Source organism: Pseudomonas sp. GL_139_B, from assembly GCF_057834475.1.
This window is the reverse complement of record NZ_CM174403.1, coordinates 2,070,357-2,093,630: the sequence shown is the minus strand read 5'-3', so window position 1 is coordinate 2,093,630 and position 23,274 is coordinate 2,070,357. Positions and strand designations below refer to the sequence as shown.

Annotated in this window: 23 protein-coding genes; 12 read left to right on the top strand and 11 right to left on the bottom strand. The window is 58.7% G+C overall.

Annotation, left to right across the window (positions count from 1 at the left end; translation table 11 throughout):
- Positions 1–29: 29 nt before the first annotated feature.
- Positions 30–677 carry a LexA family protein gene (locus AC3ISI_RS09680; protein WP_489336662.1) on the bottom strand — a complete coding sequence of 216 codons (648 nt, stop codon included), beginning with the start codon at positions 675–677 and terminating at the stop codon, positions 30–32.
- 129 nt (positions 678–806) lie between these two features.
- On the opposite strand from AC3ISI_RS09680, the gene AC3ISI_RS09675 reads away from it, so the two are divergent.
- Complete coding sequence (locus AC3ISI_RS09675) at positions 807–1,148, top strand: DUF6124 family protein (protein WP_489336661.1); 342 nt, start codon at positions 807–809, stop codon at positions 1,146–1,148.
- A gap of 405 nt (positions 1,149–1,553) precedes the next feature.
- On the opposite strand, the gene AC3ISI_RS09670 is transcribed toward AC3ISI_RS09675, so the two are convergent.
- The 5 genes from AC3ISI_RS09670 to AC3ISI_RS09650 all read right to left on the bottom strand — a co-directional run bounded on the left by AC3ISI_RS09670 (position 1,554) and on the right by AC3ISI_RS09650 (position 6,266).
- Complete coding sequence (locus AC3ISI_RS09670) at positions 1,554–2,684, bottom strand: quaternary amine ABC transporter ATP-binding protein (RefSeq protein WP_489336660.1); 1,131 nt, start codon at positions 2,682–2,684, stop codon at positions 1,554–1,556.
- Positions 2,674–3,537: an ABC transporter permease gene (locus AC3ISI_RS09665; protein WP_489337685.1), complete on the bottom strand. Its 864-nt coding sequence runs from the start codon at positions 3,535–3,537 to the stop codon at positions 2,674–2,676. Before AC3ISI_RS09665 ends, AC3ISI_RS09670 begins: the two co-directional genes overlap by 11 nt.
- Before the next feature lie 154 nt (positions 3,538–3,691).
- A complete protein-coding gene (locus tag AC3ISI_RS09660) occupies positions 3,692–4,693 on the bottom strand; it encodes an ABC transporter substrate-binding protein (RefSeq protein WP_489336659.1) in 1,002 nt (333 codons plus the stop codon).
- A gap of 41 nt (positions 4,694–4,734) precedes the next feature.
- Complete coding sequence (locus AC3ISI_RS09655; RefSeq protein ID WP_489336657.1) at positions 4,735–5,574, bottom strand: pyrroline-5-carboxylate reductase family protein; 840 nt, start codon at positions 5,572–5,574, stop codon at positions 4,735–4,737.
- A 32-nt stretch (positions 5,575–5,606) separates the two neighbouring features.
- Positions 5,607–6,266 carry a TetR/AcrR family transcriptional regulator gene (locus tag AC3ISI_RS09650; protein ID WP_032833623.1) on the bottom strand — a complete coding sequence of 220 codons (660 nt, stop codon included), beginning with the start codon at positions 6,264–6,266 and terminating at the stop codon, positions 5,607–5,609.
- A gap of 135 nt (positions 6,267–6,401) precedes the next feature.
- Here AC3ISI_RS09650 and AC3ISI_RS09645 point away from each other — a divergent pair, with 135 nt between their 5' ends.
- The 3 genes from AC3ISI_RS09645 (at position 6,402) to AC3ISI_RS09635 (ending at position 10,125) form a co-directional block, all read left to right on the top strand.
- Positions 6,402–8,438, top strand: a complete 2,037-nt coding sequence (locus AC3ISI_RS09645) for an oxidoreductase (protein WP_489336655.1) — start codon at positions 6,402–6,404, stop codon at positions 8,436–8,438.
- Between the two features lie 19 nt (positions 8,439–8,457).
- Positions 8,458–8,835: a cupin domain-containing protein gene (locus AC3ISI_RS09640; RefSeq protein ID WP_489336654.1), complete on the top strand. Its 378-nt coding sequence runs from the start codon at positions 8,458–8,460 to the stop codon at positions 8,833–8,835.
- A gap of 138 nt (positions 8,836–8,973) precedes the next feature.
- Entirely contained in the window at positions 8,974–10,125 is a 1,152-nt protein-coding gene (locus AC3ISI_RS09635) for a M14 family metallopeptidase (protein ID WP_489336653.1), read from the top strand.
- Positions 10,126–10,168: 43 nt separating this feature from the next.
- On the opposite strand, the gene AC3ISI_RS09630 is transcribed toward AC3ISI_RS09635, so the two are convergent.
- Positions 10,169–10,714 carry a cytochrome b gene (locus AC3ISI_RS09630; RefSeq protein ID WP_489336652.1) on the bottom strand — a complete coding sequence of 182 codons (546 nt, stop codon included), beginning with the start codon at positions 10,712–10,714 and terminating at the stop codon, positions 10,169–10,171.
- Positions 10,711–11,796 (bottom strand): catalase family peroxidase, encoded by a 1,086-nt coding sequence (locus tag AC3ISI_RS09625; RefSeq protein WP_489336651.1) that lies wholly within the window; start codon positions 11,794–11,796, stop codon positions 10,711–10,713. Before AC3ISI_RS09625 ends, AC3ISI_RS09630 begins: the two co-directional genes overlap by 4 nt.
- Before the next feature lie 158 nt (positions 11,797–11,954).
- Between AC3ISI_RS09625 and AC3ISI_RS09620 the strand changes: the two genes are divergently transcribed.
- The 4 genes from AC3ISI_RS09620 (at position 11,955) to AC3ISI_RS09605 (ending at position 16,013) form a co-directional block, all read left to right on the top strand.
- Positions 11,955–12,461 (top strand): RNA polymerase sigma factor, encoded by a 507-nt coding sequence (locus AC3ISI_RS09620; RefSeq protein ID WP_489336650.1) that lies wholly within the window; start codon positions 11,955–11,957, stop codon positions 12,459–12,461.
- Positions 12,458–13,210: an anti-sigma factor family protein gene (locus tag AC3ISI_RS09615; protein WP_489336649.1), complete on the top strand. Its 753-nt coding sequence runs from the start codon at positions 12,458–12,460 to the stop codon at positions 13,208–13,210. The genes AC3ISI_RS09620 and AC3ISI_RS09615 overlap by 4 nt, the downstream gene beginning before the upstream one ends.
- 278 nt (positions 13,211–13,488) lie before the next feature.
- Positions 13,489–14,619 carry a cell division protein ZapE gene (gene zapE / locus AC3ISI_RS09610; protein WP_489336648.1) on the top strand — a complete coding sequence of 377 codons (1,131 nt, stop codon included), beginning with the start codon at positions 13,489–13,491 and terminating at the stop codon, positions 14,617–14,619.
- Between the two features lie 80 nt (positions 14,620–14,699).
- On the top strand, positions 14,700–16,013 hold the full coding sequence (locus tag AC3ISI_RS09605; RefSeq protein WP_489336647.1) for a leucine-rich repeat-containing protein kinase family protein: 1,314 nt from the start codon (positions 14,700–14,702) through the stop codon (positions 16,011–16,013).
- Between the two features lie 138 nt (positions 16,014–16,151).
- Here the strand turns inward: AC3ISI_RS09605 and AC3ISI_RS09600 are convergent, their stop codons facing one another.
- Positions 16,152–16,859 carry a YebC/PmpR family DNA-binding transcriptional regulator gene (locus AC3ISI_RS09600; RefSeq protein WP_489336645.1) on the bottom strand — a complete coding sequence of 236 codons (708 nt, stop codon included), beginning with the start codon at positions 16,857–16,859 and terminating at the stop codon, positions 16,152–16,154.
- Between the two features lie 233 nt (positions 16,860–17,092).
- On the opposite strand from AC3ISI_RS09600, the gene AC3ISI_RS09595 reads away from it, so the two are divergent.
- On the top strand, positions 17,093–18,493 hold the full coding sequence (locus tag AC3ISI_RS09595) for a type VI secretion system Vgr family protein (RefSeq protein WP_489336644.1): 1,401 nt from the start codon (positions 17,093–17,095) through the stop codon (positions 18,491–18,493).
- Here the strand turns inward: AC3ISI_RS09595 and AC3ISI_RS09590 are convergent.
- The gene (locus tag AC3ISI_RS09590) at positions 18,483–19,346 is read right to left on the bottom strand and encodes a LysR substrate-binding domain-containing protein (RefSeq protein ID WP_489336643.1); all 864 of its coding nucleotides are present in this window, start codon (positions 19,344–19,346) and stop codon (positions 18,483–18,485) included. The genes AC3ISI_RS09595 and AC3ISI_RS09590 overlap by 11 nt on opposite strands.
- A gap of 109 nt (positions 19,347–19,455) precedes the next feature.
- On the opposite strand from AC3ISI_RS09590, the gene AC3ISI_RS09585 reads away from it, so the two are divergent.
- The 3 genes from AC3ISI_RS09585 (at position 19,456) to AC3ISI_RS09575 (ending at position 22,275) form a co-directional block, all read left to right on the top strand.
- A complete protein-coding gene (locus AC3ISI_RS09585) occupies positions 19,456–20,565 on the top strand; it encodes a 2-aminoethylphosphonate--pyruvate transaminase (RefSeq protein WP_489336641.1) in 1,110 nt (369 codons plus the stop codon).
- 145 nt (positions 20,566–20,710) lie between these two features.
- Positions 20,711–21,538 (top strand): phosphonoacetaldehyde hydrolase, encoded by an 828-nt coding sequence (gene phnX / locus AC3ISI_RS09580; RefSeq protein WP_489336640.1) that lies wholly within the window; start codon positions 20,711–20,713, stop codon positions 21,536–21,538.
- Positions 21,539–21,726: 188 nt separating this feature from the next.
- Complete coding sequence (locus AC3ISI_RS09575) at positions 21,727–22,275, top strand: cytochrome b (protein ID WP_489336639.1); 549 nt, start codon at positions 21,727–21,729, stop codon at positions 22,273–22,275.
- Positions 22,276–22,290: 15 nt separating this feature from the next.
- Here the strand turns inward: AC3ISI_RS09575 and AC3ISI_RS09570 are convergent, their stop codons facing one another.
- On the bottom strand, positions 22,291–23,208 hold the full coding sequence (locus AC3ISI_RS09570; protein WP_489336638.1) for a 1-aminocyclopropane-1-carboxylate deaminase/D-cysteine desulfhydrase: 918 nt from the start codon (positions 23,206–23,208) through the stop codon (positions 22,291–22,293).
- Positions 23,209–23,274 lie beyond the last annotated feature (66 nt).

The window sequence follows — 23,274 nt, the reverse complement described above, 5'->3', positions numbered from 1 at the left end:
GGTCCTACGTTTTACGCGGACCGATCTGATTAGAATTTGGCTGTTGCCTGAACCACTACACCGATAATTCGACATTCATCGGTGTAAAGGGCCTTCGGATACGTCGGATTGAGCGGGACCAGATAACGCTGCCCGCCCTCTTCGATCAGTTTGCGAAAGGTCGCCTCGGTGCTGTCCGACCACTGCGCGATCACCAGCTTTCCAGGCTCCGGCACAATGGCCGGATCCACCAGGATCATCATGCCCTCGGCTATGCTCACGCCGGTGGGTGCGGTCATCGCATCTCCCACCACCACCAGCCAGAACGCCGCACCTTGCGCGTGGTAATCGGTCAGCTCGAAACGCGGCTTGCCGTAGACCGAAAGCTCACCATCACGCACTTGCGCGGGCTCTCGCCAGTCACTGACCGGGTAACGGAAGTACGGGTTGTACTTGTGGGCCAGGCAAGGCTCGTCGGCATGCGAGACCAGACGCTCGCGAATCACCGTCGCCACTTCCAGAAAATCCATCCCGAGCGCGCGCAAGACACGATTCATGTCTTCGATGCTCGGCTGACGGCGCTTATTCAGCCAGTGGCCCACGCCACCCTGGGACATCCCGAGGCGGTCGGCGAGGACCTCTTGAGTGACTTTGAGGTCACTCATCTTGGCTTTGACTAACTCAATCCATTTATCCATGTGCGGCACGATACGTGGGGTACTCCGACCAACAAAACACAAATTGTAGTATTTAAATTCCAGTCACAAATACAGTTTGTACTAGGATGGATTCACGGATCTGAATTTATCACGGAGCTTGCCATCGTCATGACGTTACCCTGCAATGACCTGCCAGATATGGAAATCGATACCACGTTGACCTCGCCAAAAGGCAACGCCGCCGCGCAACGAGCGCTGGATTATTACTTGAAACCAACTGTGTCCGAACCCGCTGCTGTAGAGCGGTTCTTTGATGTGAACCCACAGATCAGCGCAGAAGAGGCACTGGTTCATGCCTCGGATTTATTGCGATGCGCTGCGGCAACTGCCCATGAGTCAGCCAACAACCTGCACGGTGCAAGCCGAGACCTGGCCTTTTCGACGGTGCACATGATCGACATGGCCAAGGCGATGATCGATCGATCTTTGCAAGGGCATCAGAATGTGTGAACCAGGCGTGCTTTCAGGGAGACAGGAAAGAATTTTCCAATCGAGCAGATAAAATCATTTGACTCTTAAACGAGAATGATTATTATTGCACCCAGCTGATCGCGAGATCAGTCGATCGTCCAGATGACCTTAGGTCGGTCTCCTGGACTGTCTCCTCATCAGGCTAATCACGGTTTTTGACCCGGCTTTTTTTGCCGGGTTTTTTTTCGCCCGTTACTCTGGCTTTCCCTTCAGGCGAATGAAGTCTTCAGGTGCTGCAAATTCGATGGCGCGGGCAATATCAAAAGAATATCAGTTGGCAAAAAAAGCCCCGGTAGCATTGGGCCAAACTAATGTACAAATAGCACTTGAGAATCAATCGCACAGCCTCTAAGCTGCGCCTGCGTCATGGAGGACGCCCCCTTTTTACCCCGCAATTTCCCCCGATTCTCCTTCGGTAAGCAATGCCGCTTTCGACACCACTCTTGGCTGAACGACCTGCGATTCCTCGCTCACTGTCGAGGTGACCATCGTCGCGATAATCGACTTAAGCGCCAACTGTCCCAGTGGCTGACCCTGACTGCCTGTGACGACTAATTCATCGAGCCCCGCCTCAACCAGTCTTTTAACCGCAGACTCCAATGACGTCCCGATGGGTACGGCCAACGTCGCCCCGACTTTCAACTGAACAATGGGCCGCATGATTGCCTCGACGCCGATGACCCGCCCCCGATTCACTTCTTTGACGAAATTGGCGATGTAATCATCGGCAGGATTCATGACGATTTCCTGTCGGGTGCCTTGTTGTACCACCTCACCATCTCGCAAGATTGCAATGCGATCTCCGATGCGCAGTGCCTCATCAAGATCATGGGTAATGAACACGATGGTCTTCTTGATCTCTTTTTGCAGGTCCAGCAGCACAGACTGCATGTCCATGCGGATCAACGGATCCAGGGCCGAGAATGCTTCATCCATCAGCAGAATCGGCGCATCACTGGCCAATGCCCGGGCCAGGCCAACGCGCTGCTGCATGCCTCCAGACAGCTGATTGGGATAGTGATTCGCGTAACCCTGGAGCCCTACCCGGTCCAACCAGCCTGTGGCGATCTCTACTTGTCTGTCACGGGGCAATCCCTGGATCTCCAGCCCATAAACGGCATTGTCGAGCACGGTGCGGTTGGGCAGCAGCGCGAACTTCTGAAACACCATGGAGATTTTATGCCGGCGAAACTCTCGCAAATCCTTCTGGCTCATCTTGAGCACATCCACGCCACCGACGATGACTTCGCCGGCGGTAGGTTCGATCAATCGGTTGATATGGCGGATCAAGGTCGACTTGCCCGAACCGGAGAGTCCCATGATCACCTGAATCCCCCCGGACGGCATGCTGATATTGATGTCTTTCAACCCCAGCACATGACTGTGATTGCTCAACAGTTCAGCCTTGCTCATGCCCTGTTTGACCCGCTCGATACTGGCCTGCGCCTGGTAACCGAAGATCTTGTAGAGATGCCTGATTTCGATGCCGAAATCGTTGGTCAGATTAATGGCCATGAACCCTCTCCAAATGCTTTTGCAGTCTTCGGCCATAGGCTTGGCTGACTCGGTCGAAGATCACCGCAATACCGACAATGGCCAACCCGTTGAAAATACCCAGGGTGAAATATTGATTGGAAATAGCCTTGAGCACCGGTTGGCCCAAGCCTTGAACCCCGATCATCGACGCGATGACCACCATGGCCAGCGCCATCATGATCGTCTGGTTGATGCCGGCCATGATCGAGGGCAACGCCAAGGGTAACTGGACGTTTTTCAGTTTCTGCCAACTGGACGAACCAAAGGCGTCGGCGCACTCCAGCATCTCGGCGTCAACGTGACGGATGCCGAGATTGGTCAGGCGGATCATCGGCGGCAAGGCATAGATCACAACCGCTATCAGCCCCGCGACCTTGCCGATCCCCAGCAACATCACCACCGGAATCAAGTAGACAAAGCTCGGCAGGGTCTGCATCACGTCCAGTACCGGGTTGACCAGGTTCTGCAGACGATTGGAGCGGGCCATCGCGATCCCGGTCGGCAAACCGATGACGACCGATATCACCGTGCAGACGAAGATCATCGACAGTGTCTTCATCGTGTCGGACCACATGTCCAGATAACCGATCGCCATGAGTGTGAACACGCACCCCAGGACGATTCTCCAGCTGCGGCTGGCGAACCAGGCAATCAAGGCAACCAGCACAATGATGATCGGCCATGGCGTCGTGGTCATGAACCTTTCGGACTGATTGAGGAAAATCTGCAATGGCTGGAAAAAGGCTTCGAAGCTGTCGCCGTAAGTGCTGGTGAAGTTACGAAAGGCTCCATCGATGACCTTTTTCAAAGCCCGGAGTCTTTCGTCCTCCATGTGTGGAAAGCTGAGTAACCACTCCATGACATTCCCCTTTTGTAGAAGACCGTGAAAAGCTGGCAGGTCGTTTCAATACGTGGGTGTTTTTATTTTTATCAAAGTGCGAGGTTCAATGCAGCGCGCGCCGGCGAGCTGCATCGATCCCAGTGGATTAAAGCGCAGCCTTGATCTTGCCGCTCGCTTCAGGGGTGACCCATTTAGTCCAGAGCGCTTCGTTGTTTTTCAGGAAATACTTGGCGCCCTCTTCACCGGTGGCCTGGTTGTCGGTCATCCAGGCAATCAGTTTGTTCACCGTCTCGTTGGACCAGGCGCGCTTGTTCAGGTACGCCATGACCGTAGGCGAGCGAGCGGCGAAGGATTTGGTGGTGAGGGTGTAGACCCGGTCAATCGGCCAGCCATTGGGTTTGGGATCAGGACAGTCGGCGACGGTATTGCAGCGCTTCCACTCTGCGGCATCGATCGGATGGCCATTGTCCAGTTTGACCATCGGGTACTTGCCCAATAAAGCAGTCGGTTCCCAATAAAACCCCAGCCAGGGCGCCTTGCGCTCGTAGGCCTTGGCGATGGAGCCATCCAGCGCCGCGGCCGAACCGGTGTCCACCAGCACAAAACCGGCCTTCTCGAAGTCGTATGCCTTATAGAACTGACTGGTGACCACGGTGCCGCCCCAACCTTGCGGGCCGTTGTAGATCGCGCCTTTTTTCGTGTCGTCAGGGGCCGGGAACAGTTCGGGATGCTTTTTCACATCCTCGAAACTTTTGATGTCCGGATGGGCGTCGGCGATGTACTTCGGAATCCACCAGCCTTGCGAGCCACCGTCGGACAACGAGTTCGCCGCCTGGATCAGGTTGCCGCTCTGAATGCCGGTCCTGGTGACTTCCGGGACCAGGTCGATCCAGCCTTCGGGCGCGATGTCAGGCCGGCCCTTCTCGACCATGGAGGTGATGGTCGGAACCGTATCCCCAGTGACCAGATCGGCATTGCAACCGTAACCTGCATTGAGAATCAGCTTGTCGACGTTGGCCATGACTTCAGCCGATTGCCAGTTCATGTTGGCAATCGTCACATCACCACACTCGGAGGCTGACACCCAACCGCTGAAGGCGACGATGCCGAGTGCAAGTCCCGTTTTCGAGAAAGACTTTAAATTCATAAACGCTAACCTCGATTGCGGCCAGAGTTAAGGAGGGCCAACTACCGCGTCATTGGACCTTCTTTCGTGTCAGCAGAATGGGCAAAGGAACTCATGGAACTGGCGACCGAGGCCGCTGCTTCCAGCCCTGTTTTTATTGTTTTTTCAAATCCGCTGGCGAGCATGGCGTCGAGACCCGCCGCCGTGACACCGCGATAACTGATGAGCGCCTGCAAGAGTTCGTCGACGGAGTGCCCATTACCAATCAACTGGCTGGCTTGCACCACCACTGCATGGGCGGCACGCTGGGCGATCACCGGTGGCAGGCCGCTGCTCACGGCATGTTGAAACAGGCTGCGAGCCAGCAACGCCGGGTAAGCAGGCCCTGTTCCCACCAACGCCGTCAGGTAATTCAAATGACTTTCGCTGAAGACTTCATCGGCACCACCAAAGGTTTCGAACAACCGCTGGGCGAACGCTTTCTGCTCTTCGCCGACCTCTAGAGTAGCCAGCCAAGGCGTATAGGATTTGCCGATTTCGGCGGCGGCATTGGCCATGGCGCGAATCACCTGCCGACTGCCGGTACGCTGCACTACGTCTTCCAGAGAAACACCTGCCATCAAGGAAATCACCAGCCGGTTTTCAGCGAAGATTTCCACCTCGGCAAACTGTTCGGGGCGCACGGACAAGATAACTACTTCACAGCGCTCCACCAGCTCCTGGTTGTTGCGCGTTACCGTCACCTGCGGCCACTTGGCACTCGACAGCGGGTTGCTCGCGCTGCGATTCGAAAGCACCAACGCACCGGGCTGGACAAAAGCCTTGTCGAGCATCGCCAGGGCAATCGAACGGCCAAGCCATCCCGATCCACCGATAATGCCTATCGTGGGTTCTTCAAACATGTGAACCTGCCTTCGTCAGTCAGACGGTGAGATCAGTCTTGGGTAGACGATGAAACCTCATCCATCACATACCCATGGCGGGAGTAGAAGCGTTTCAATTCGCGCTCCAGGGGTTCCTGGCCGGTGAATATCTTCACGTACTCGGGAATCCGCCGCATTCGCTCCCCGATATCCTCTCGGGTGTTGGTGCTGATGTAGCCAATCTGTGTCAGGTAAATCGTCCGGGCCCGCACATCGGCACCCTCGTATGTGTAGTCGAAGCGCATGAACATCCGGATCAGGGCTTCGCGCCGGGCAATGTCGGCAACGCGGATATGCTCGGACACTTCAGCGGACTGCAAGGCCCAACTGCGCATGGCAAATTCGAACTGTGAATCGAACAGGTCGGGGTTTAGCCAACAGTCGAAAACGTTAAGCATCGCTTCGGCAATGCTCTCGGCATAACACTCGGTCTGGGCGACCAGATTACCGGTGTTCTTCACCCTCCAGCGCTCGATCAAAGCCGCGAGCAACTCTTCGCGGTCCTTGAAAAACCAGTAAAAACTGGTTCTCGACAACCCCAGCTTTTTCGCCAGCGGCATCACCCGCACCGTGTCGACCCCGCACTCGGTCAGGCTTTCATAAGCTGCATCGAGCCACCCTTCCAGTGACCCTCTCCAGCCGGTTTCTACTGCTTTGGTTTGTTCGTTCATGGCTCGATCCTAGTCGCTGAAACAACACCACGCAAGCAAAATGTACACCTGTGTCCACAGTGTTGACACAGGTGTACATTTCACCCTAACGTAATTTCAACGTAGGTCCTTGCCCTCTTTCGGAGAGTCTTGACGATGCTGAATGATCCGCTCCTCCAGCCCTATCAGTTGAAGCATCTGACTTTGCGAAATCGCATCATGACCACCGCCCACGAACCGGCTTATCCCGTGGACGGCATGCCCAAGGAGCTTTATCGCGCCTACCACGTGGAACGGGCAAAGGCCGGCGTGGCCTTGACCATGACTGCAGGGTCCGCTGCGGTCTCCCGGGACAGCCCGCCGGTGTTCAACAACATTCTGGCCTACAAGGACGAAGTGGTCGGCTGGATGCGCGACTTGAGCGACGCCTGCCACGAGCATGGCGCGGCCGTCATGATCCAGTTGACGCACCTGGGCCGGCGCACGCGCTGGGACAAGGGCGATTGGCTGCCCGTGGTGTCACCCTCATTCGAGCGCGAAGCCTCCCATCGCTCCTTCCCGAAGAAGATGGAAGACTGGGATGTGGAACGCATCATCAAGGACTATGCTGACGCTGCCGAACGGATGAAGTTTGCGGGCCTGGACGGCATCGAACTGCAAGCCTACGGGCATCTGATGGATCAATTCTGGTCGCCACTGACCAACGACCTCGATGCCCCGTATGGCGGTTCCATCGATAACCGGCTGCGTTTTACCTTCGATATCCTCCGCGCCATTCGCCAGCGCGTCGGCCACGAGTTCATCGTCGGCGTGCGCTATACCGGTGACGAATTAATGCCCGGCGGGCTGACCGCGGCCGACGGCCTGGACATTTCCAGGCGCTTGAAAGACAGCGGCATGGTGGACTTTCTCAACGTTGTCCGCGGCCACATCGACACCGACGCGGGTTTGACCGACCTGATTCCGATCCAGGGCATGCGCAACTCACCGCACCTGGACTTCGCGGGAGAAATTCGCGCCGCCACCGATTTCCCCACCTTTCACGCGGCGAAGATTCCGGACGTCGCCACCGCCCGCCATGCCATCGCCTCGGGCAAGATCGACATGGTCGGCATGACCCGCGCGCACATGACCGATCCGCATATCGTGCGCAAGATTGTCGAGGGGCGCGAAGAGGATATTCGCCCCTGTGTCGGCGCCAACTATTGCCTGGACCGGATCTATCAGGGCGGTGCTGCCTATTGCATTCACAACCCGGCCACCGGCCGTGAAACCAGCATGCCCCATGACATTCCCAAGGCTGCGCGCAAACGTAAGATTGTGATTGTCGGGGCCGGTGTCGCCGGGCTGGAAGCGGCGCGAGTGGCGGCCGAACGTGGCCATGAGGTGGTGGTGTTCGAAGCCGCCAACCAGGCCGGTGGTCAGGTTCGGCTTACCGCGCAATCGGAACGCCGGCGGGAAATGATCAGCATCGTCGAGTGGCGCATGGCCCAGTGCCTGGCGCGCGGCGTCAGCTTTCGTTTCAATACCTGGGCCGAGGCCAGCACCGTCCACGACGAAAACCCGGACGTGGTGATCATCGCCACCGGCGGCCTGCCCCATACGGAGATTCTCTCGGCGGGCAATGAGCTGGTGGTTTCCACCTGGGACATTATTGCCGGGGATGTGAAACCCGGGCGCAATGTCCTGCTGTTCGACGATGCCGGTGATCATGCGGCGCTGCAGGCGGCCGAGTTCATCGCCAGAAGTGGCGCAAAAGTCGAGATCATGACGCCGGACCGAACCTTCGCGCCCGAAGTCATGGCGATGAATCTGGTGCCCTACATGCGCTCGCTGCAAGCATTGGATACCACCTTCACCGTCACCTTCCGGCTGCTCGCCGTCGAGCGCGAGGGTCAGGATCTGCTGGCAACGATCGACAGCGATTACGGCAGTGCGCGCAAGGTTCGACGCGTCGACCAAGTGGTGGTCAACCACGGCACCCGACCGCTGGATGACCTGTATTTCGAATTGAAATCCGCTTCCAGCAACGGCGGTGTGGTCGAACATCAGGACCTGATCGTCGGCAACCCTCAGCAGGTGGTGACCAACCCGGACGGCAGATTCCAGCTGTTTCGCATCGGAGATGCCGTGGCTGCACGCAACACCCACGCAGCGATCTACGATGCCTTGCGACTGGTCAAGGACTTGTAAACGAACCCAGGTGAAAAACATGCCAAGCGATGAAACACCCTCATGGAGAATTGCCGGGAAAAACGGCATCCAGGGACCGGTCGAAGGCTCTCTCTATTACGCTTCCTCGATGGATGACTGGCTGCCGACAAAGGCAGAAGGTTTCTGGATCAAACCGCTGTTCGAGGACAGCGAGCGCGGTGAAAAAACGCTATTGATGAAGGTCGACCCTGGCGCCCATGTCGCCAGTCATACCCATGAAGGCGAGCTTGAGCAACTGTTCGTATTGCAAGGCTCATTCTACGATCAGAACCGAACACTGAACGTCGGCGACTACTGTTGCCGCGCGCCGAACGCGGCACATAGTGCGGGCTCGGTGCTGGGGGCCATCCTGATGGTGATCTATACACGTCGATGAAGGTTTCACTTCACCGCAACGCTATGTTCCGAGTGAATGGCGCCACGGCGACCTATAGGGCCTGGCGATTTTTCCAGCCGCCTATTCCCTTCCCAGCGTGTAAAGTAGCAGCCATAAAATCATATTCAGGAACCGACTATGACTGCGGCCAAATCCTCCTTCGACATCAGTGCAAACTTTGACAGCGGCAACATTGAAGTGCTGGATATCAGCAATCCGCTGCAAGCGTTACTGGCCATCACACCCGACACCCGCAGCCAGCATTTTCAATGGTTCCACTTCAAGGCCAGCGGTCTGCACGTCGGTCAGGAACACTGGTTTCGCCTGAACAACGCCAGCAAGTCCTCGTACAACAAAGCCTGGGACGGTTATCAAGCTGTTGCATCGTACGACCACGTCAACTGGTTCCGCGTCCCCACCATCTTTGAAGGCGACTGCCTGCGCTTCAGCCTCGAAGCCACCGCTACTCACGCCTGGTTTGCCTATTTCGAACCTTACGGCCGTGGCCGTCACGACTGGCTGATCGAGCAGGCGCTGACCAAGGCCGGCACCGAGTTGCTGGCCACCGGCAAAAGTGTTGAAGGTCGAGACATCCAGCTGCTGCGTAAGGGCACGGGTGCTGAAGGCCGGCGCAAGGTCTGGATGATTGCTCAGCAACACCCCGGCGAACACATGGCCGAATGGTTCATGGAGGGCGTGATCGAGCGCCTGGAAAAACACGACGACCCGGTACTGAACAAGCTACTGGCCAGCGCCGACCTGTACCTGATCCCAAACATGAATCCCGACGGGGCCTTCCATGGTCACCTGCGCACCAACGCCATGGGCCAGGACCTGAACCGTGCCTGGCAGAGCGCCAACCAGGAGATCAGCCCGGAAGTGCTGTTCGCCCAACAGCAGATGGAAAAATATGGCGTCGACTTGTTCCTCGACGTCCACGGCGATGAAGAAATCCCTTACGTGTTCACCGCTGGCTGCGAAGGCAATCCCGGCTATACGCCGCGAATCGAAAAACTCGAAGAGCATTTCCGCAGCCATCTGAAACACCTGACCAAGGATTTCCAGACCAAGCACGGCTACACCCGCGACGAGCCGGGAAAAGCCAATATGACCCTGGCCTGCAACAGCGTCGGTCAAAAATTCGACTGCCTGTCGTTGACCCTGGAGATGCCGTTCAAGGACAACGACGATGCACCCAATACGCTCACAGGCTGGTCCGGCAAGCGTTCGAAGCAATTGGGCAAAGACGTGTTGACCACCATCGCCGACATGGTCGACACCCTGCGCTGATGGCCTTCAATGGCTGCATGCCGGGCATGCAGCCATACCACACTCAGCCGCGATCCTTGCCGCGCAACATGCTGTCCAGCACGTCATCGCGCCGCACCCAACCGTGAAACAACGCCGCTGCCAAATGCAGCAGCACGGTGAGAAACAGCAGATACGCCAGATACCCATGCGCCTTGCGCAAGAACGCAAACACCTGCGCATTGGCCGGCAGGATCGATGGCAACTGGAGCGAGTTGCTGATCATCACCGGGTCACCCGCCGCCGAAATCATTGCCCAACCGAGCAATGGCAATACCAACATCAAGACGTACAGCAAGACGTGCGAGGCCTTGGCCGCCAGCGCCTGCCAGCCCGGCAGATCCGCTGGTAACGGTGGCTGTTGCGTGGAAAAGCGTACAAACAAACGCACGATCACCAGCAGCAAAATCGCAACGCCCAATGGCTTGTGGAGATGGATCAACCACTCATGGCGCTCGGACACCGACGCCACCATCCCCGCGCCAATAAACAGCATCGCAATGATCATCAGCGCCATCAGCCAATGCAGCAGCCGCGCCAACGGCGCGAAATGATTCGGTTGAGCGCTCATTGTTGAGCCTCCTGTTTAGCGGCGGGCAACTGACTGACTTCACTGGTACGGCGCAGGTAGGAATTGGCGTAACCGGCTGAGCGAGCAGCGAGCAATGGGTCGTCGGAACCTTCGATGCCGCTGGGCAGCACGAGCGGATCGTAGTTGATGTCACGGCACTCGCCATTGAGTTGTGGCTGGGTGCGCTCAAGGACCAAGGTGCCGGCATTCAGGACTTTTCGACCGTCGGGCCAGGCCTTACTGGCGTCGTCGATCGGATCCTCCGGGTTCGCCAACGTGATCCTCAACTGCCAACGCAGCGGTCCGGCCGACAACCGCTGAACCAGGTCTTTCTCAAGAAAATCGCTGCCTTCAGGCGCTGTGGCACCCGCTGCATCCTGTGCCACGGGCACCATGCTCCAACGCACTGCCTGGCGTTGACCGGCGGCGTTCACCAAGTAAAACGCGTTGACGCTGTTGTAAGTCTCCGTCGCATAGCTGGCCGACGGCTTGGCGGTTTTTATCCAGGCCAGGAACGGCGCAGATTCCGGATGCGAACCGAAGAATGCCGGGACTGCTGCCGGGTTAGGTTTACCGGTGGCAGGATCCGGTGACTGGGCTTGTTGAAATTGATAGAACGCTTCAGGGGTGCCCACCGGGAACACCGGCATGCTGTTCATCCCCGTGCGCCATTGCTGGCCGTTGGCCTGGGTAAAACGCAACGCCATGCTGCGAATCGGCACGGCGCTGTCCGGTGCATAAGGGTTGCCGGCGGGCAACGCGAATCGCCCGACCACCGGGGTCTGGGCTTCGCTGAACACCTGCGCACTGGAATAACTGCGTGCTTCAGCGGTGCTTTCGAAATGCCCAATCACGCACACACCTTTTGCGTGATTACGGCGGAAGCCCGGGTGTACGCCGTTGTTCTTTTCCAGCACATTGATCAGCGCTTTTGGTGTCAGGCGCTGTGGGTCGAGTGTGCCGTTGACGTAGGCAAAGGCACCGGCCAGCGCGGCGACCACCACCGCAATGCCAGTCAAGCGCAGCGTCAGGCTTGCGGCACTCAGCGGTGGCCGGGTGGGCGGTGATGAGCGATCTACCATGAATAACTCCAGGGCCATCGGCCACAAGTGAGAAGAATCAAGCAGACGTACCCCACAGTGCTTTATTCCATCGCCCGGTGTTTATTTTTGCAGGCGTGGAATAACCTCGAATGCCGGGCGTCTTCCTAGTCCAAAGCGTAGTGACTAGTCAGAAACACATGAACGATATCGACGAACAACTCAGAGAAATCATTCCCAGATTGCGGCGTTTCGCCGTTTCGCTGACGCGCAATCCCAGCAGCGCCGACGATCTGGTGCAGTCAAGCCTGGAGCGAGCGCTGTCGAGTTGGGGTGACAAACGCCCCGAGGGCGACTTGCGCGCCTGGTTGTTTTCGATTCTGTACCGGCAGTTTCTGGATGCCCATCGCCGCACCCGGCGTTATGCGCGAATGCTCGAATTTTTTACCGGGCGCGACGACGCACAGCCGTCGGTCGAACGCACGGTGATTGCCCAATCGACGTTGCACGCCTTCGATCAGCTCACCACCGAACAGCGCGCGCTGCTGCTCTGGGTGTCGGTGGAAGGTTTGAGTTATAAAGAGGTCGCCGAGATTCTCGACGTCCCCACCGGCACCGTGATGTCCCGCCTGTCCCGCGCCCGCCAGGCCTTGCGCCAGCTCAGCGACGGCGAAATCACCAGCCCTTCTTTGCGGATACTCAAATGATCAGCATGCCCCCGAGCGAGCGTGACCTGCACGCTTACGTCGATCACCAACTCGACGACGCCGACCGACGCCTGGTCGAGACCTATCTGGCCAGCCACCCGCAAATGGCCGCGCAAGTGCGCGCCTGGCAGCAGGACGCCCAACAACTGCGCGCTGCGCTGAGCGGCGCCCTGCAACAACCCGTCAATCAGGAGCTTGACCCGGCGCTGATTCGCCAGCGCCTTAAACACCAATCCCGTCGCCATCTGGCCAGCGCTGCCGTGCTGTTGATTGCCGTCAGCGTCGGTGGGTTGAGCGGCTGGCAAGCGCGCGAGATGACCCTGCCCGGCGCCCCGCCGCCGATGACCGATGCCATACAGGCTTATCGCCTGATCGCCCAGCAAGGCATCCTGCCGGCCGACTATAAAGTCAGCGCCGACGGCGACATGCAGAGTTGGCTCGATCGGTATTTCACCCGCGCCAATCGCCTGCCAGACCTGTCGGGCGCAGGCTTCAAACCGGTTAGCGGTCGTTTGCTCAGCACCGAACAAGGGCCTGCGGCGATGGTGGTCTACGAGGATCAGGGCGGGCACAAGATCAGCTTCTACGTGCGCCCACCGGGACCGAAAAACAATTTGCTGCCACGAGGCAGTCGCAGCGATGGCGAGTTGCAGGCCGAGTACTGGTCCGGCAGCGGCTACAACTATGCGATGGTCAGCCCGAGCGACACACCGGCGGCTCAGATGCTCAAACAAACTGCACAGTTTTGACCGCCCCCCCCTGTGGGAGCGAGCCTGCTCGCGAAAACGGTCTGCCTGTCGACATCAATGTTGGATGTGCCGGCCTCTTCGCGAGCAGGCTCGCTCCCACAAGGGGTTCGGCGATCATTTCGAGAATGTGTTCAGCCTTGCCCAAACACCTGCGAAGGCCGACACCCCAATCAACCCGCCTCACCCGTCGACAGGACTGGAAGGGAAATTACCCAACTGGTTACACTACGCCGCCGCTGCTCGGGGAGCCGGCCTGACGATTTCTGGATGTTTTGACCATGGCCGCTCGACCGCCCAACCGTTCGCGACTGACACCACGCTTGCCTTCCATTCGCAGCCTTTTGCGTAAAGCGCTTGCGGTGCCGGCCAGCGGCATGACTGCGGGTAAAGTCGTCCATGAATACTTCCGCCAAAAGGCCCATGCCCAGGGCTACACCCTCAGCCACAGCCAGCAGCGAGTGATCGATTGCATGGCACAGCACGCCACAGCGCTGCTTGGCGAGTCCGCGAAAGCCCTCCCCGGTCTTTACCTGCATGGTGCGGTTGGACGCGGCAAGAGCTGGTTGCTCGACGGCTTCTTCCAGGCAATCCCGATCGAGGAAAAACAGCGGCTGCACTTCCACGAGTTCTTTGCCCGACTGCATCAGGGTATGTTCTCCCATCGCGATCAGCCCGATGCGCTGGCAGTCACCCTCGATGAACTGCTGAGCGATTGCCGAGTGCTGTGTTTCGACGAGTTTCACGTCCATGACATCGGCGATGCGATGCTCATCACACGGTTGTTCAAGGCGCTGTTTCGTCGCGGCATTCTGCTATTGGTGACGTCCAATTATCCTCCGGAAGGGTTACTACCCAACCCGCTTTACCATGCGCGCTTCAAACCGGTGATCGAGCTGATCCACGCCCGCATGCGCGTGATGGAGGTCGGCGGCCCGCATGACTACCGCAGTCAGATGAGAACGCATGCACAGCAGGTGTTTACGCAAGGGCGGTATGTCTGGCCGGGTAGCGTGACGCAACGCCAGGCGTTGAGCCTGCCAGAACGCGATGCCCCGCCTTTGCAACTGCCGGTCGGCACCCGGCATTTTCAAGCGAGGCATTGTGAAGAGCGGACCATCGGCTTCACCTTTGGCGATCTGTGCGAACACCCCACGGCGGTCATGGACTATCTGGAGCTGTGTCGGCGCTTCGATCACTGGATCATCGACGAACTGCCCAACCTGGCCGACTGTTCGATCGCCGCGCAGCAGCGTTTTATCAATTTGATCGACGTTTTATACGATCAGGATAAGCACCTGACGCTGCTCGGCCAACAATCGTTGCGTGAAAGCCTGGGGGGCGATGCCATCGATCTGGCGCGTACGCGCAGCCGTTTGGGGCAGTTGCTGGAAGTACGCTTACCGGTCTGACAGGCGAGCCTGCTTTACCGCTATGATGTCGCCCATTTCCAGGCCCCCGCGCCTTCCCTTGATCAATAGCGAACCCGCACATGGATACCCTTGCCCAATTGCGCGCCGGTCAACTGACTGGCATCACCCGCCTGGACCTGGCTTGCGGCCTGACAGAGTTCCCCCAGGAAATCTTCGACCTGGCAGACTCGCTGGAAGTGCTCAACCTCAGCGGCAACGCCTTGCGCAGCCTGCCGGATGACCTGCATCGCCTGACCCGCTTGCGGGTGCTGTTCTGCTCGGACAACCTGTTCACCGAACTGCCGGCGTGCCTGGGCCAATGCACCGCGCTGACGATGATCGGCTTCAAGGCCAATGCCATCGAAACCGTCCCTGCTGCCGCGCTACCACCGTTGCTGCGTTGGTTGATCCTGACCGACAACCGCATCGCTGAACTGCCCACTGAACTGGGCGACCGACCGTACCTGCAAAAACTCATGCTCGCCGGCAACCGCTTGCAGCGTCTGCCCCGCAGCCTGAGTCAGTGCCATCGGCTCGAACTGATTCGCATCGCTGCCAATCAGCTCAGCGAACTGCCCGAATGGCTGCTGGCCTTGCCCAGCCTGACCTGGCTGGCGTACGCCGGTAACCCGCTGGAAAACGAAGCCGATGCGGCTGCGCTGCAAGCCACGGCCCAGATTCCCTGGGATGAACTGCGTCTGGAGCAGCAACTGGGCGAAGGTGCTTCGGGGGTAATTCATCGAGCCACCTGGGAACAACCAGAGCAATCGGCCGTGCCGGTCGCGGTCAAGCTCTACAAGGGCGAAATGACCAGCGATGGCTCCCCCCTGCACGAAATGAACGCCTGCATCACCGCTGGCCTCCACCCGAGCCTGATCCGGGTCGAGGGCCGAATCGTCGATCATCCCGACCAGCAGGCCGGGCTGGTCATGCAACTGATCGATCCGAGTTATCGCAACCTGGCCGCGCTGCCGAGCCTGGCGTCCTGCACCCGCGATATCTACGCCGATGACACTCGGTTCAGCGCCGGCGTGGCCTTGCGCATCGCCCATGGCGTCGCCTCGGCAGCCAAACACTTGCACCGCCAGGGCATCACCCACGGCGACCTCTATGGCCACAATATCCTGTGGAACGAGCACGGTGATTGCCTGCTGGGGGATTTTGGCGCGGCGTCTTTCCACGCAACCGGCGACAGCCCGCAAAGCCGAGCGCTGCAACGGATCGAGGTCCGGGCGTTTGGTGTGTTGCTGGGGGAGCTGCTGGAGCGCATCGACTCGGGATTGAGCGATGTCGCGCGCGAAGAGCTGGAAGTGTTGCAGGAGCGCTGCTGTCACCCAGAAGTGCTGAAGCGACCGGGGTTTGGCGAGATTTTGCGGGAACTGCAAGATCGGTGACCGCTGCGCGGTCATTCGCTGGCAAGTCGAATCGTCGCGCCGCAGCTCCTGCATTCAACTGCAGGAGCTGCGTTGCGACGATTCGACTTGCCAGCGAAGGCGGTCTATCAGACGACAAATTCGTCCCAGCTGGAATGCTTAACCCGCCAGACCCACAAACATATCTTGCACATCATCATGGTTGTCGAGGCCTTCCAGGAACGCTTCAACTTCAGCCATCTGCTCGTCGCTCAAACCGCTGACCGGGTTCTTCGGCTGGTAGCCCAGTTTCGCCGACAACACTGTGAAACCTTGCTCTGGCAGTGCTTTCTGCACCGCATCCAGGTCCGCAGGCTCGGTCAGGAACAGGGTCGTGCCCTCTTCTTCACCTGGCTCGAAATCCTGAGCACCCGCTTCAATGGCGGCCATTTCCGGATCGGCGTCCGGGCTGTCCGGGGACGCCTCGATCATGCCGACATGGTTGAAGTCCCACGACACCGAACCGGAAGCGCCCAATTGGCCCTTGCGGAATGCCACGCGGATTTCAGCCACGGTGCGGTTGATGTTGTCGGTCACGCATTCAACGATCAGCGGCACCTGGTGCGGTGCGAAACCTTCGTAAGTCACGCGATGGTATTGCACGGTTTCGCCGAGCTGGCCGGAGCCTTTCTTGATCGCGCGTTCGAGGGTTTCGCGGGGCATCGAAGCTTTTTTAGCTTGTTCAACCACCAGACGCAGGTGTGCGTTGGTGGCGGTATCGGCGCCGTTGCGCGCAGCAATGGTGATTTCTTTCACCAGTTTGCCGAAAATCTTGCCCTTGGCGTTGGATGCCGCTTCTTTGTGTTTAACCTTCCACTGTGCGCCCATTACTCACTCTCTTGATCTGTGGCGCCGAGACATCTATTGGCCGACGCGTTGCGCAAGTTTATACGGCCTAAAGTTGGCAATCGACCAAAAAATGCCGACTGACTCACCGGCATCCCGGATCGACATTTTCGCCAGCACTCGTAGGGCGATTCTGAAACCCCGATTTACGGTAACCACTGAGGCCTTTGGTTTCGTACCCTTCGCGTCCGTACTCCATGGCAGAAGCGCGCTCGATGCACAACGACAAGGAAAGTCTCTACACCCTGACCCTCCTCGACAGCGAATTGAGCCTGCAGGTCCTGCAGTTCAGTGGCACTGAAGGCCTGAACCAGCCCTATCGATTCGACATTGAAGTGATTGGCCTGGCGCCAGCGATGAACCTCGACCCTCTGCTACAACAACCGGCTTATCTGAGCATGGGCGATGGCACCGGCATTCACGGCATTCTTTACAGCGCTGGCCGTGAACATCGCGGCCCGCATCGCATCGGCTACCACCTGGTACTGGTGCCATACCTTCAAAACCTCGACCACCACCCTTGCCGTCGGGTGTTTCATGGCCTCAGCGTGCCGGAAATTCTGCGTCAATTGTTCCAGGAATATGCGCTGCCCGATGCCAGCTATCGCCTGGAACTTGCCACCGCGCACTACCCGCCCCGAGCGTTTTGCATTCAATACGAAGAGACCGGCCTGATGTTGATGCAGCGACTCTGCGAAGAAGAAGGCATCCACTTTCACTTCGAACATCGGCACGACGGGCATGTGCTGGTGCTGGCTGATGACACTCAGAAATTCCCCCAGGAGCCGCTCCTGCTGCCCTTTCAGGCCGATACGAGTCACGAGACTTTATTGCCGGTCATCCATGAGCTGTTCCAGCGTCATGGCGCGCGCACCCGACCTGAACGCCGAATCGCCCACCATCGCGGTCCTCAAGCCACCGGTGACGGCGCAGCCAACCACACCTTCACCAAAACATTCGCTACGACCACACGCTCTACCCCCGAGCAAGCACACCGCGAGCAGCTCAGTCGTCGGGGACTGGAACGGCTGCGCTGCCAGCATCGGCAGATTGAAGGTCGAAGCAATCAACCTGACTTGCGCAGTGGAAGCATCGTACAAGTGACGGAGCACCCACTGTCAGGCTTCAACGATCAGTGGCTGATCACCGATGTCCAACACCAGGGGCAACAGCCTTCAATCCTCGCCGACCAGCGTCCACGGCGTTACAGCAATCAGTTCACCGCCATTCCATGGTCAACGGAATTCAGGCCCGTGCTCACACAGCCCCGTCTGAGCATTCCGGGCTATCAGAAGGCATTAGTGCTGGGCGCGGCCGGGAAACCGGCAGCGCTGGATGAGCAAAATCGAATACAGGTACGGCTGTGGCCAGCGCTGGAAGACGACGCGGATAACTCCACCGGCCTGTGGCTTCCCGTGGCCCTCGCCACGGCGGACGGTCGGTTTGATCCCTCCTGGCTGCCCATCGCCGGCACTGAGGTGCTCATCAGCTTTCTCGACAGCGACCCGGACCGCCCGGTGTTGTGTGCCGCCGCCGGCAGCCCGCCAAAGCCTCCAGCCGCTTACCCATCACGCGGTGATGGGCGTTTGTTGCTCGATTGGCTGATCAATCGCTAGGCGCCAGATCAAAAAACGCCTGAATCAGGCGCAAATCCCTGCGCCGTTCCATGCACCCGATCATGTGTCGGTTAACCAGCCCCTCGCCAATAATCGGCACCGCCACCACTCGTGGGTCATGGCTGACTTCCACCGACGACACCACACCCACCCCCAGTTCGACCGCCACGGCCTCGGTCACCGCTTCCCGACTGTCCAGCTCCAGCAACACCCGTGGATTGACTAATGCCGCCGTGCAGGCGTCGTCGAAGGTGCGTCGGGTAATCGAACTCGGTTCACGCATCACCATGATCACTTGATCCAGCTCCTTGAGCTTTACGCCTTTTGATGCCTTGGCCCAAGGATGACTGTCAGGCACCAACGCACAAATCCGCGATTCGCTCAGCGCCTGCAAATGCAAGCCTTTGCGCGGCTGAACTTCGGTCAGCACCGCCACGTCGGCATGTTCGGACAATAACGCCGCCAGGGTTTCCTGGGCATTGCCCAGCCGCAGGTTCACAGTGATCCCCGGATAGCGTGCCCGCAAACTGGCCAACATCGGCATCACCAGGTGTGGTCCGTCTGCCGCCACTTCCAGGCGCCCGGTCAGCAACTGCCGGTTCGCTTCGAGCATTACTTGCGCCTCTTCCGCCAGGCCGAACATGGCTCGGGTAATCGCGGCCAGTTGGGTGCCTTCTTCCGTCAGTTCCACTCGTCGTGCGGTACGGCGCAACAAGGTGATTTGGTAATGCTCCTCCAGGGACTTGATATGCCCGGTTACCGCCGGCTGACTGATGAACAACCGCGCAGCGGCGCGGGTGAAGCTGCCTTCGCGGGCCACCGCATCAAAGGCGCGAAGCTGGAACAGGTTCATGAATAACTCTCACTGATGGCTGGCATAACAACAAACAATTTGATTGATAGCACGGCAAATTGCAATTTATGCCCCGTAACTTCATCCCATCGATTGCGAGGACACGAGAATGAGCACTGCCGAACCCATCCTGCTCACCCCCGGCCCACTGACAACATCGGCCCGCACCCGCCAGGCAATGATGGTCGATTGGGGTTCATGGGATGACCGTTTCAACCAACTGACGGCCAGCCTTTGCGAACAGCTGCTGGCCATCCTCAACGGCGGTGACAGCCACCACTGCGTGCCTCTGCAAGGCAGCGGCACTTTCGCGGTCGAAGCGGCCATCGGCACGTTGGTGCCCCGCGACGGCAAAGTGCTCGTTTTAATCAACGGCGCCTACGGCAAACGACTGGCGAAGATCTGCGAAGTGCTCGGTCGCTCTTTCAGCACTTTCGAGACCGCTGAAGACGAACCGACCACCGCTGCCGACGTCGACCGCCTGCTGCACGCCGACCCCTGCCTTACTCACGTCGCACTGATTCACTGCGAAACCAGCACCGGAATCCTTAACCCGCTGCCAGAAATCGCCGACGTCGTTGCGCAACACGGCAAACGCCTGATCATCGACGCCATGAGTTCCTTTGGAGCCCTGCCGATTGATGCGCAACAGGTGCCGTTCGATGCCCTGATCGCTGCGTCGGGCAAATGCCTGGAAGGTGTACCAGGGATGGGGTTCGTCTTCGCCCGCAAAGAGTCCCTGGCCAATGCCGCCGGCAACTCGCACTCCTTGGCGATGGACCTGTTCGACCAGCACACCTACATGGCCAGGACCGGCCAATGGCGCTTCACTCCGCCAACCCACGTGGTCGCGGCGCTGCACGAAGCCTTGCTGCAATACAACGAAGAAGGTGGCTTGCCGGCGCGGTACCAACGCTACGCCGACAACTGCAACGTGCTGCTCGATGAGATGGCCAGGCTCGGCCTGCGCAGCTTTCTGCCCGCCTCGATTCAGGCGCCGATCATCGTCACGTTCCATGCACCGAAAGACCCGCGCTACCAATTCAAAGCGTTCTACGAGCGGGTCAAGGCCAGGGGTTTCATCCTCTACCCCGGCAAATTGACCCAGGTTGAAACCTTCCGCATCGGCTGCATTGGCCACGTCAATCAGGCCGAGATGCGCGCAGCTGTGGCGGCGATCGCCGACGTGCTGCGCGAGATGGAAGTGTTAGCGATCTAAACAACACCAAAAATCCCCTTGTAGGAGTGAGCCTGCTCGCGATGTGGCCATGTCAGTCAACGAAGATGCTGAATGAACAGCCGCCATCGCGAGCAGGCTCACTCCTACATTTGAATGGCATTGCCAACTCAGGAATTTTATCGACATGAACTACGCAAACCCAACCCAACTGCAAGGCGCTATCCTCGACTGGGCCGGCACCGTCGTCGATTTCGGCTCCTTCGCCCCCACCCAGATTTTCGTCGAAGCCTTCGCCGAATTCGACGTCCAGGTCTCCATCGAAGAAGCCCGTGGGCCGATGGGCATGGGCAAGTGGGACCACATACGCACCCTGTGCGACCAGCCACAAGTCGCTGAGCGCTATCGTGCCGTGTTCGGCCGCGCACCGACCGACGATGATGTCACTGCTATCTACAAACGCTTCATGCCGCTACAGATCGAGAAAATCGCCGAACACTCGGCACTGATTCCGGGTGCACTGGACACCATCGCCCACCTGCGCCAACAAGGGATCAAAATCGGCTCCTGCTCCGGCTACCCGAAACAGGTCATGGACAAAGTGGTCGAGCTGGCCGCCACCAACGGTTACGTCGCCGACCACGTAGTCGCCACTGACGAAGTCCCCAACGGCCGCCCATGGCCGGCTCAGGCCCTGGCTAACGTGATTGCGCTGGGCATCGACGACGTCGCCGCCTGCGTGAAGATCGATGACACCGTGCCGGGCATTCTTGAAGGTCGTCGTGCCGGTATGTGGACCGTGGCACTGATCTGCTCGGGCAACGCGCTGGGTCTGGACTACGAAGGCTATCGCGCCCTCGGCAGCGATAAGCTGGACAGCGAACGCAAGCGCATCCACGCGATGTTCGCAGGCTCACGCCCGCACTACATGATCGACACCATCACCGACTTGCCGCCAGTGATCGCAGACATCAACAAGCGCCTGGCCAACGGCGAAATGCCGCAAAGTAGCTGATCACGGTTCTCTGCGCATAAAAAAGCGTCAGCTTACTTAACGAGTTGGCGCTTTTTTGATGTCAATCACCTGAACCAGAGCGTTATACGGCACAATCCCCGAAGGCAAATCCGTCAAAGCGGATTACAGTTAAGGAACACCGTCGGACAAGAACGGTGGCTTCAGACCAGACCTGTGAGGAACACCGTATGCCCTGGAAGAATTCCGAATCACGCTACAGCACCGTATCGATTACGCTGCATTGGTTGATGCTGGTCTTGCTGGCGCTGGTTTACGCCTGTATTGAATTTCGCGGGATCTTTCCCAAAGGCAGTGGCGGTCGCGCGCTGATCGTTGAATCGCACTTCATGCTGGGCCTGACCGTGTTCGTATTGGTATGGCTGCGGCTGTTCGCTCGCAGCCTCGGCCCCGCACCACAAATCTTCCCCGCCTCGCCTCACTGGCAAACCACGCTTGCGAAATTGATGCACTGGGCGTTGTACATTTTCATGATCGCGATGCCGATACTTGGCTGGCTGGTGACCAGCGCCAAGGGCAATCAGGTGATGTTTTACGGCTTTGATCTGCCGTTACTGGTGGCCGAAAACAAGGATTTCGCCAAAGAGCTCCAGGGCTGGCACGTGCTCGGTGGCACCATCGGCTACTGGCTGATCGGCTTGCATGCCGTGGCCGGGATCTATCACCACTATGTGGTGGGGGATAACACCTTACTGCGGATGATGCCTAAACGCGGTTGAGCGCGGATGGTGTGTTTATCGAAATCCCCGGCGCCCCTGCAAGCCGCCGGTGTGGATGAAGATCAAGCGCGTCCCCCTTTTAAAATGCCCAGCCTCGACTTGCTGTTTAAGCATCAGCAACGCTTTGCCGGTGTACAACGGTTCCAGAGGCATACCGCTGGCTTGTTCGGTTTGATCGATGAAGTCGAGTAACGGCTGATCGACTTTGGCAAAGCCACCACGGCTGGCGTCCAGCAGTTCGTAGTTGCGCAGCGCTACACCCGCTTCTTGCAGTATCGATTCGACGTGTTGCGCAATGCCGTGATCGTCGGGCACCGCCATCGCACCGTACACCTTGCGTTCGCCAGCCTCCCCCAGCACAAGGCCGGCCAGGGTGGTGCCGGTTCCGCAGGCCAGCCACCAGCCGTCGTAGTCGCTCCAGCCCAAATGACCCAGTTGATCGTCGACCATTGCCTTCAACGGTATGCAACCGCGCGCACCTCGTAGACCGCCGCCCCCTTCGGGCACTGGATGCAGATCGGGGTATTGCGCCTGCCAGGGTTGCCAGAAACCCGGCTCATGCCGCGCCCGGTAACCGCCATACCCCAACCAATGCAATTGCATGCCCAAAGCCTGCAAGTCCTTCACCGTCGGAGTTTCCTGCGGATGACCGCGCAACAGGCCGACGGTGCTGAATCCGAAGCGTTTGCCGGCGGCGGCCAATGCGTGCAGATGATTGGAGTGGGCACCGCCCAGGCTGATGATGCCATTGGCACCTGCAACGTCAGCGGCGTGAAGGTGTTCGATGAGCTTGAACCACTTGTTTCCACTGATCAGCGGGTCGATCTGGTCGAGGCGCAGAGCGGCGACTTCGATGCCGGCGGTGGTGAGCCAGTCGAGATTGAGGGATTCGAGGGGGGCTTGGGGTAGCCAATCGTTGGAAGGGAGAAGCATCGATGCCGGCTCTGGGTTAAGAGCTGGCATTCTAGTCGCTCATAGGCAGCCATCGCGAGCAAGCTC

Excerpts from the sequence above, each read along its gene's own strand:
- AC3ISI_RS09660 (WP_489336659.1), bottom strand. The coding sequence starts at position 4,693 with ATGAATTTAAAGTCTTTCTCGAAAACGGGACTTGCACTCGGCATCGTC.
- AC3ISI_RS09680 (WP_489336662.1), bottom strand. The coding sequence starts at position 677 with ATGGATAAATGGATTGAGTTAGTCAAAGCCAAGATGAGTGACCTCAAA.
- AC3ISI_RS09675 (WP_489336661.1), top strand. The coding sequence starts at position 807 with ATGACGTTACCCTGCAATGACCTGCCAGATATGGAAATCGATACCACG.
- AC3ISI_RS09570 (WP_489336638.1), bottom strand. The coding sequence starts at position 23,208 with ATGCTTCTCCCTTCCAACGATTGGCTACCCCAAGCCCCCCTCGAATCC.
- AC3ISI_RS09665 (WP_489337685.1), bottom strand. The coding sequence starts at position 3,537 with ATGGAGGACGAAAGACTCCGGGCTTTGAAAAAGGTCATCGATGGAGCC.
- AC3ISI_RS09585 (WP_489336641.1), top strand. The coding sequence starts at position 19,456 with ATGAGCACTGCCGAACCCATCCTGCTCACCCCCGGCCCACTGACAACA.
- AC3ISI_RS09575 (WP_489336639.1), top strand. The coding sequence starts at position 21,727 with ATGCCCTGGAAGAATTCCGAATCACGCTACAGCACCGTATCGATTACG.
- AC3ISI_RS09645 (WP_489336655.1), top strand. The coding sequence starts at position 6,402 with ATGCTGAATGATCCGCTCCTCCAGCCCTATCAGTTGAAGCATCTGACT.
- AC3ISI_RS09625 (WP_489336651.1), bottom strand. The coding sequence starts at position 11,796 with ATGGTAGATCGCTCATCACCGCCCACCCGGCCACCGCTGAGTGCCGCA.
- AC3ISI_RS09595 (WP_489336644.1), top strand. The coding sequence starts at position 17,093 with ATGCACAACGACAAGGAAAGTCTCTACACCCTGACCCTCCTCGACAGC.
- AC3ISI_RS09590 (WP_489336643.1), bottom strand. The coding sequence starts at position 19,346 with ATGAACCTGTTCCAGCTTCGCGCCTTTGATGCGGTGGCCCGCGAAGGC.
- AC3ISI_RS09615 (WP_489336649.1), top strand. The coding sequence starts at position 12,458 with ATGATCAGCATGCCCCCGAGCGAGCGTGACCTGCACGCTTACGTCGAT.
- AC3ISI_RS09605 (WP_489336647.1), top strand. The coding sequence starts at position 14,700 with ATGGATACCCTTGCCCAATTGCGCGCCGGTCAACTGACTGGCATCACC.
- AC3ISI_RS09655 (WP_489336657.1), bottom strand. The coding sequence starts at position 5,574 with ATGTTTGAAGAACCCACGATAGGCATTATCGGTGGATCGGGATGGCTT.
- AC3ISI_RS09630 (WP_489336652.1), bottom strand. The coding sequence starts at position 10,714 with ATGAGCGCTCAACCGAATCATTTCGCGCCGTTGGCGCGGCTGCTGCAT.
- zapE (WP_489336648.1), top strand. The coding sequence starts at position 13,489 with ATGGCCGCTCGACCGCCCAACCGTTCGCGACTGACACCACGCTTGCCT.
- AC3ISI_RS09670 (WP_489336660.1), bottom strand. The coding sequence starts at position 2,684 with ATGGCCATTAATCTGACCAACGATTTCGGCATCGAAATCAGGCATCTC.
- AC3ISI_RS09620 (WP_489336650.1), top strand. The coding sequence starts at position 11,955 with ATGAACGATATCGACGAACAACTCAGAGAAATCATTCCCAGATTGCGG.
- AC3ISI_RS09635 (WP_489336653.1), top strand. The coding sequence starts at position 8,974 with ATGACTGCGGCCAAATCCTCCTTCGACATCAGTGCAAACTTTGACAGC.
- AC3ISI_RS09650 (WP_032833623.1), bottom strand. The coding sequence starts at position 6,266 with ATGAACGAACAAACCAAAGCAGTAGAAACCGGCTGGAGAGGGTCACTG.
- phnX (WP_489336640.1), top strand. The coding sequence starts at position 20,711 with ATGAACTACGCAAACCCAACCCAACTGCAAGGCGCTATCCTCGACTGG.
- AC3ISI_RS09600 (WP_489336645.1), bottom strand. The coding sequence starts at position 16,859 with ATGGGCGCACAGTGGAAGGTTAAACACAAAGAAGCGGCATCCAACGCC.
- AC3ISI_RS09640 (WP_489336654.1), top strand. The coding sequence starts at position 8,458 with ATGCCAAGCGATGAAACACCCTCATGGAGAATTGCCGGGAAAAACGGC.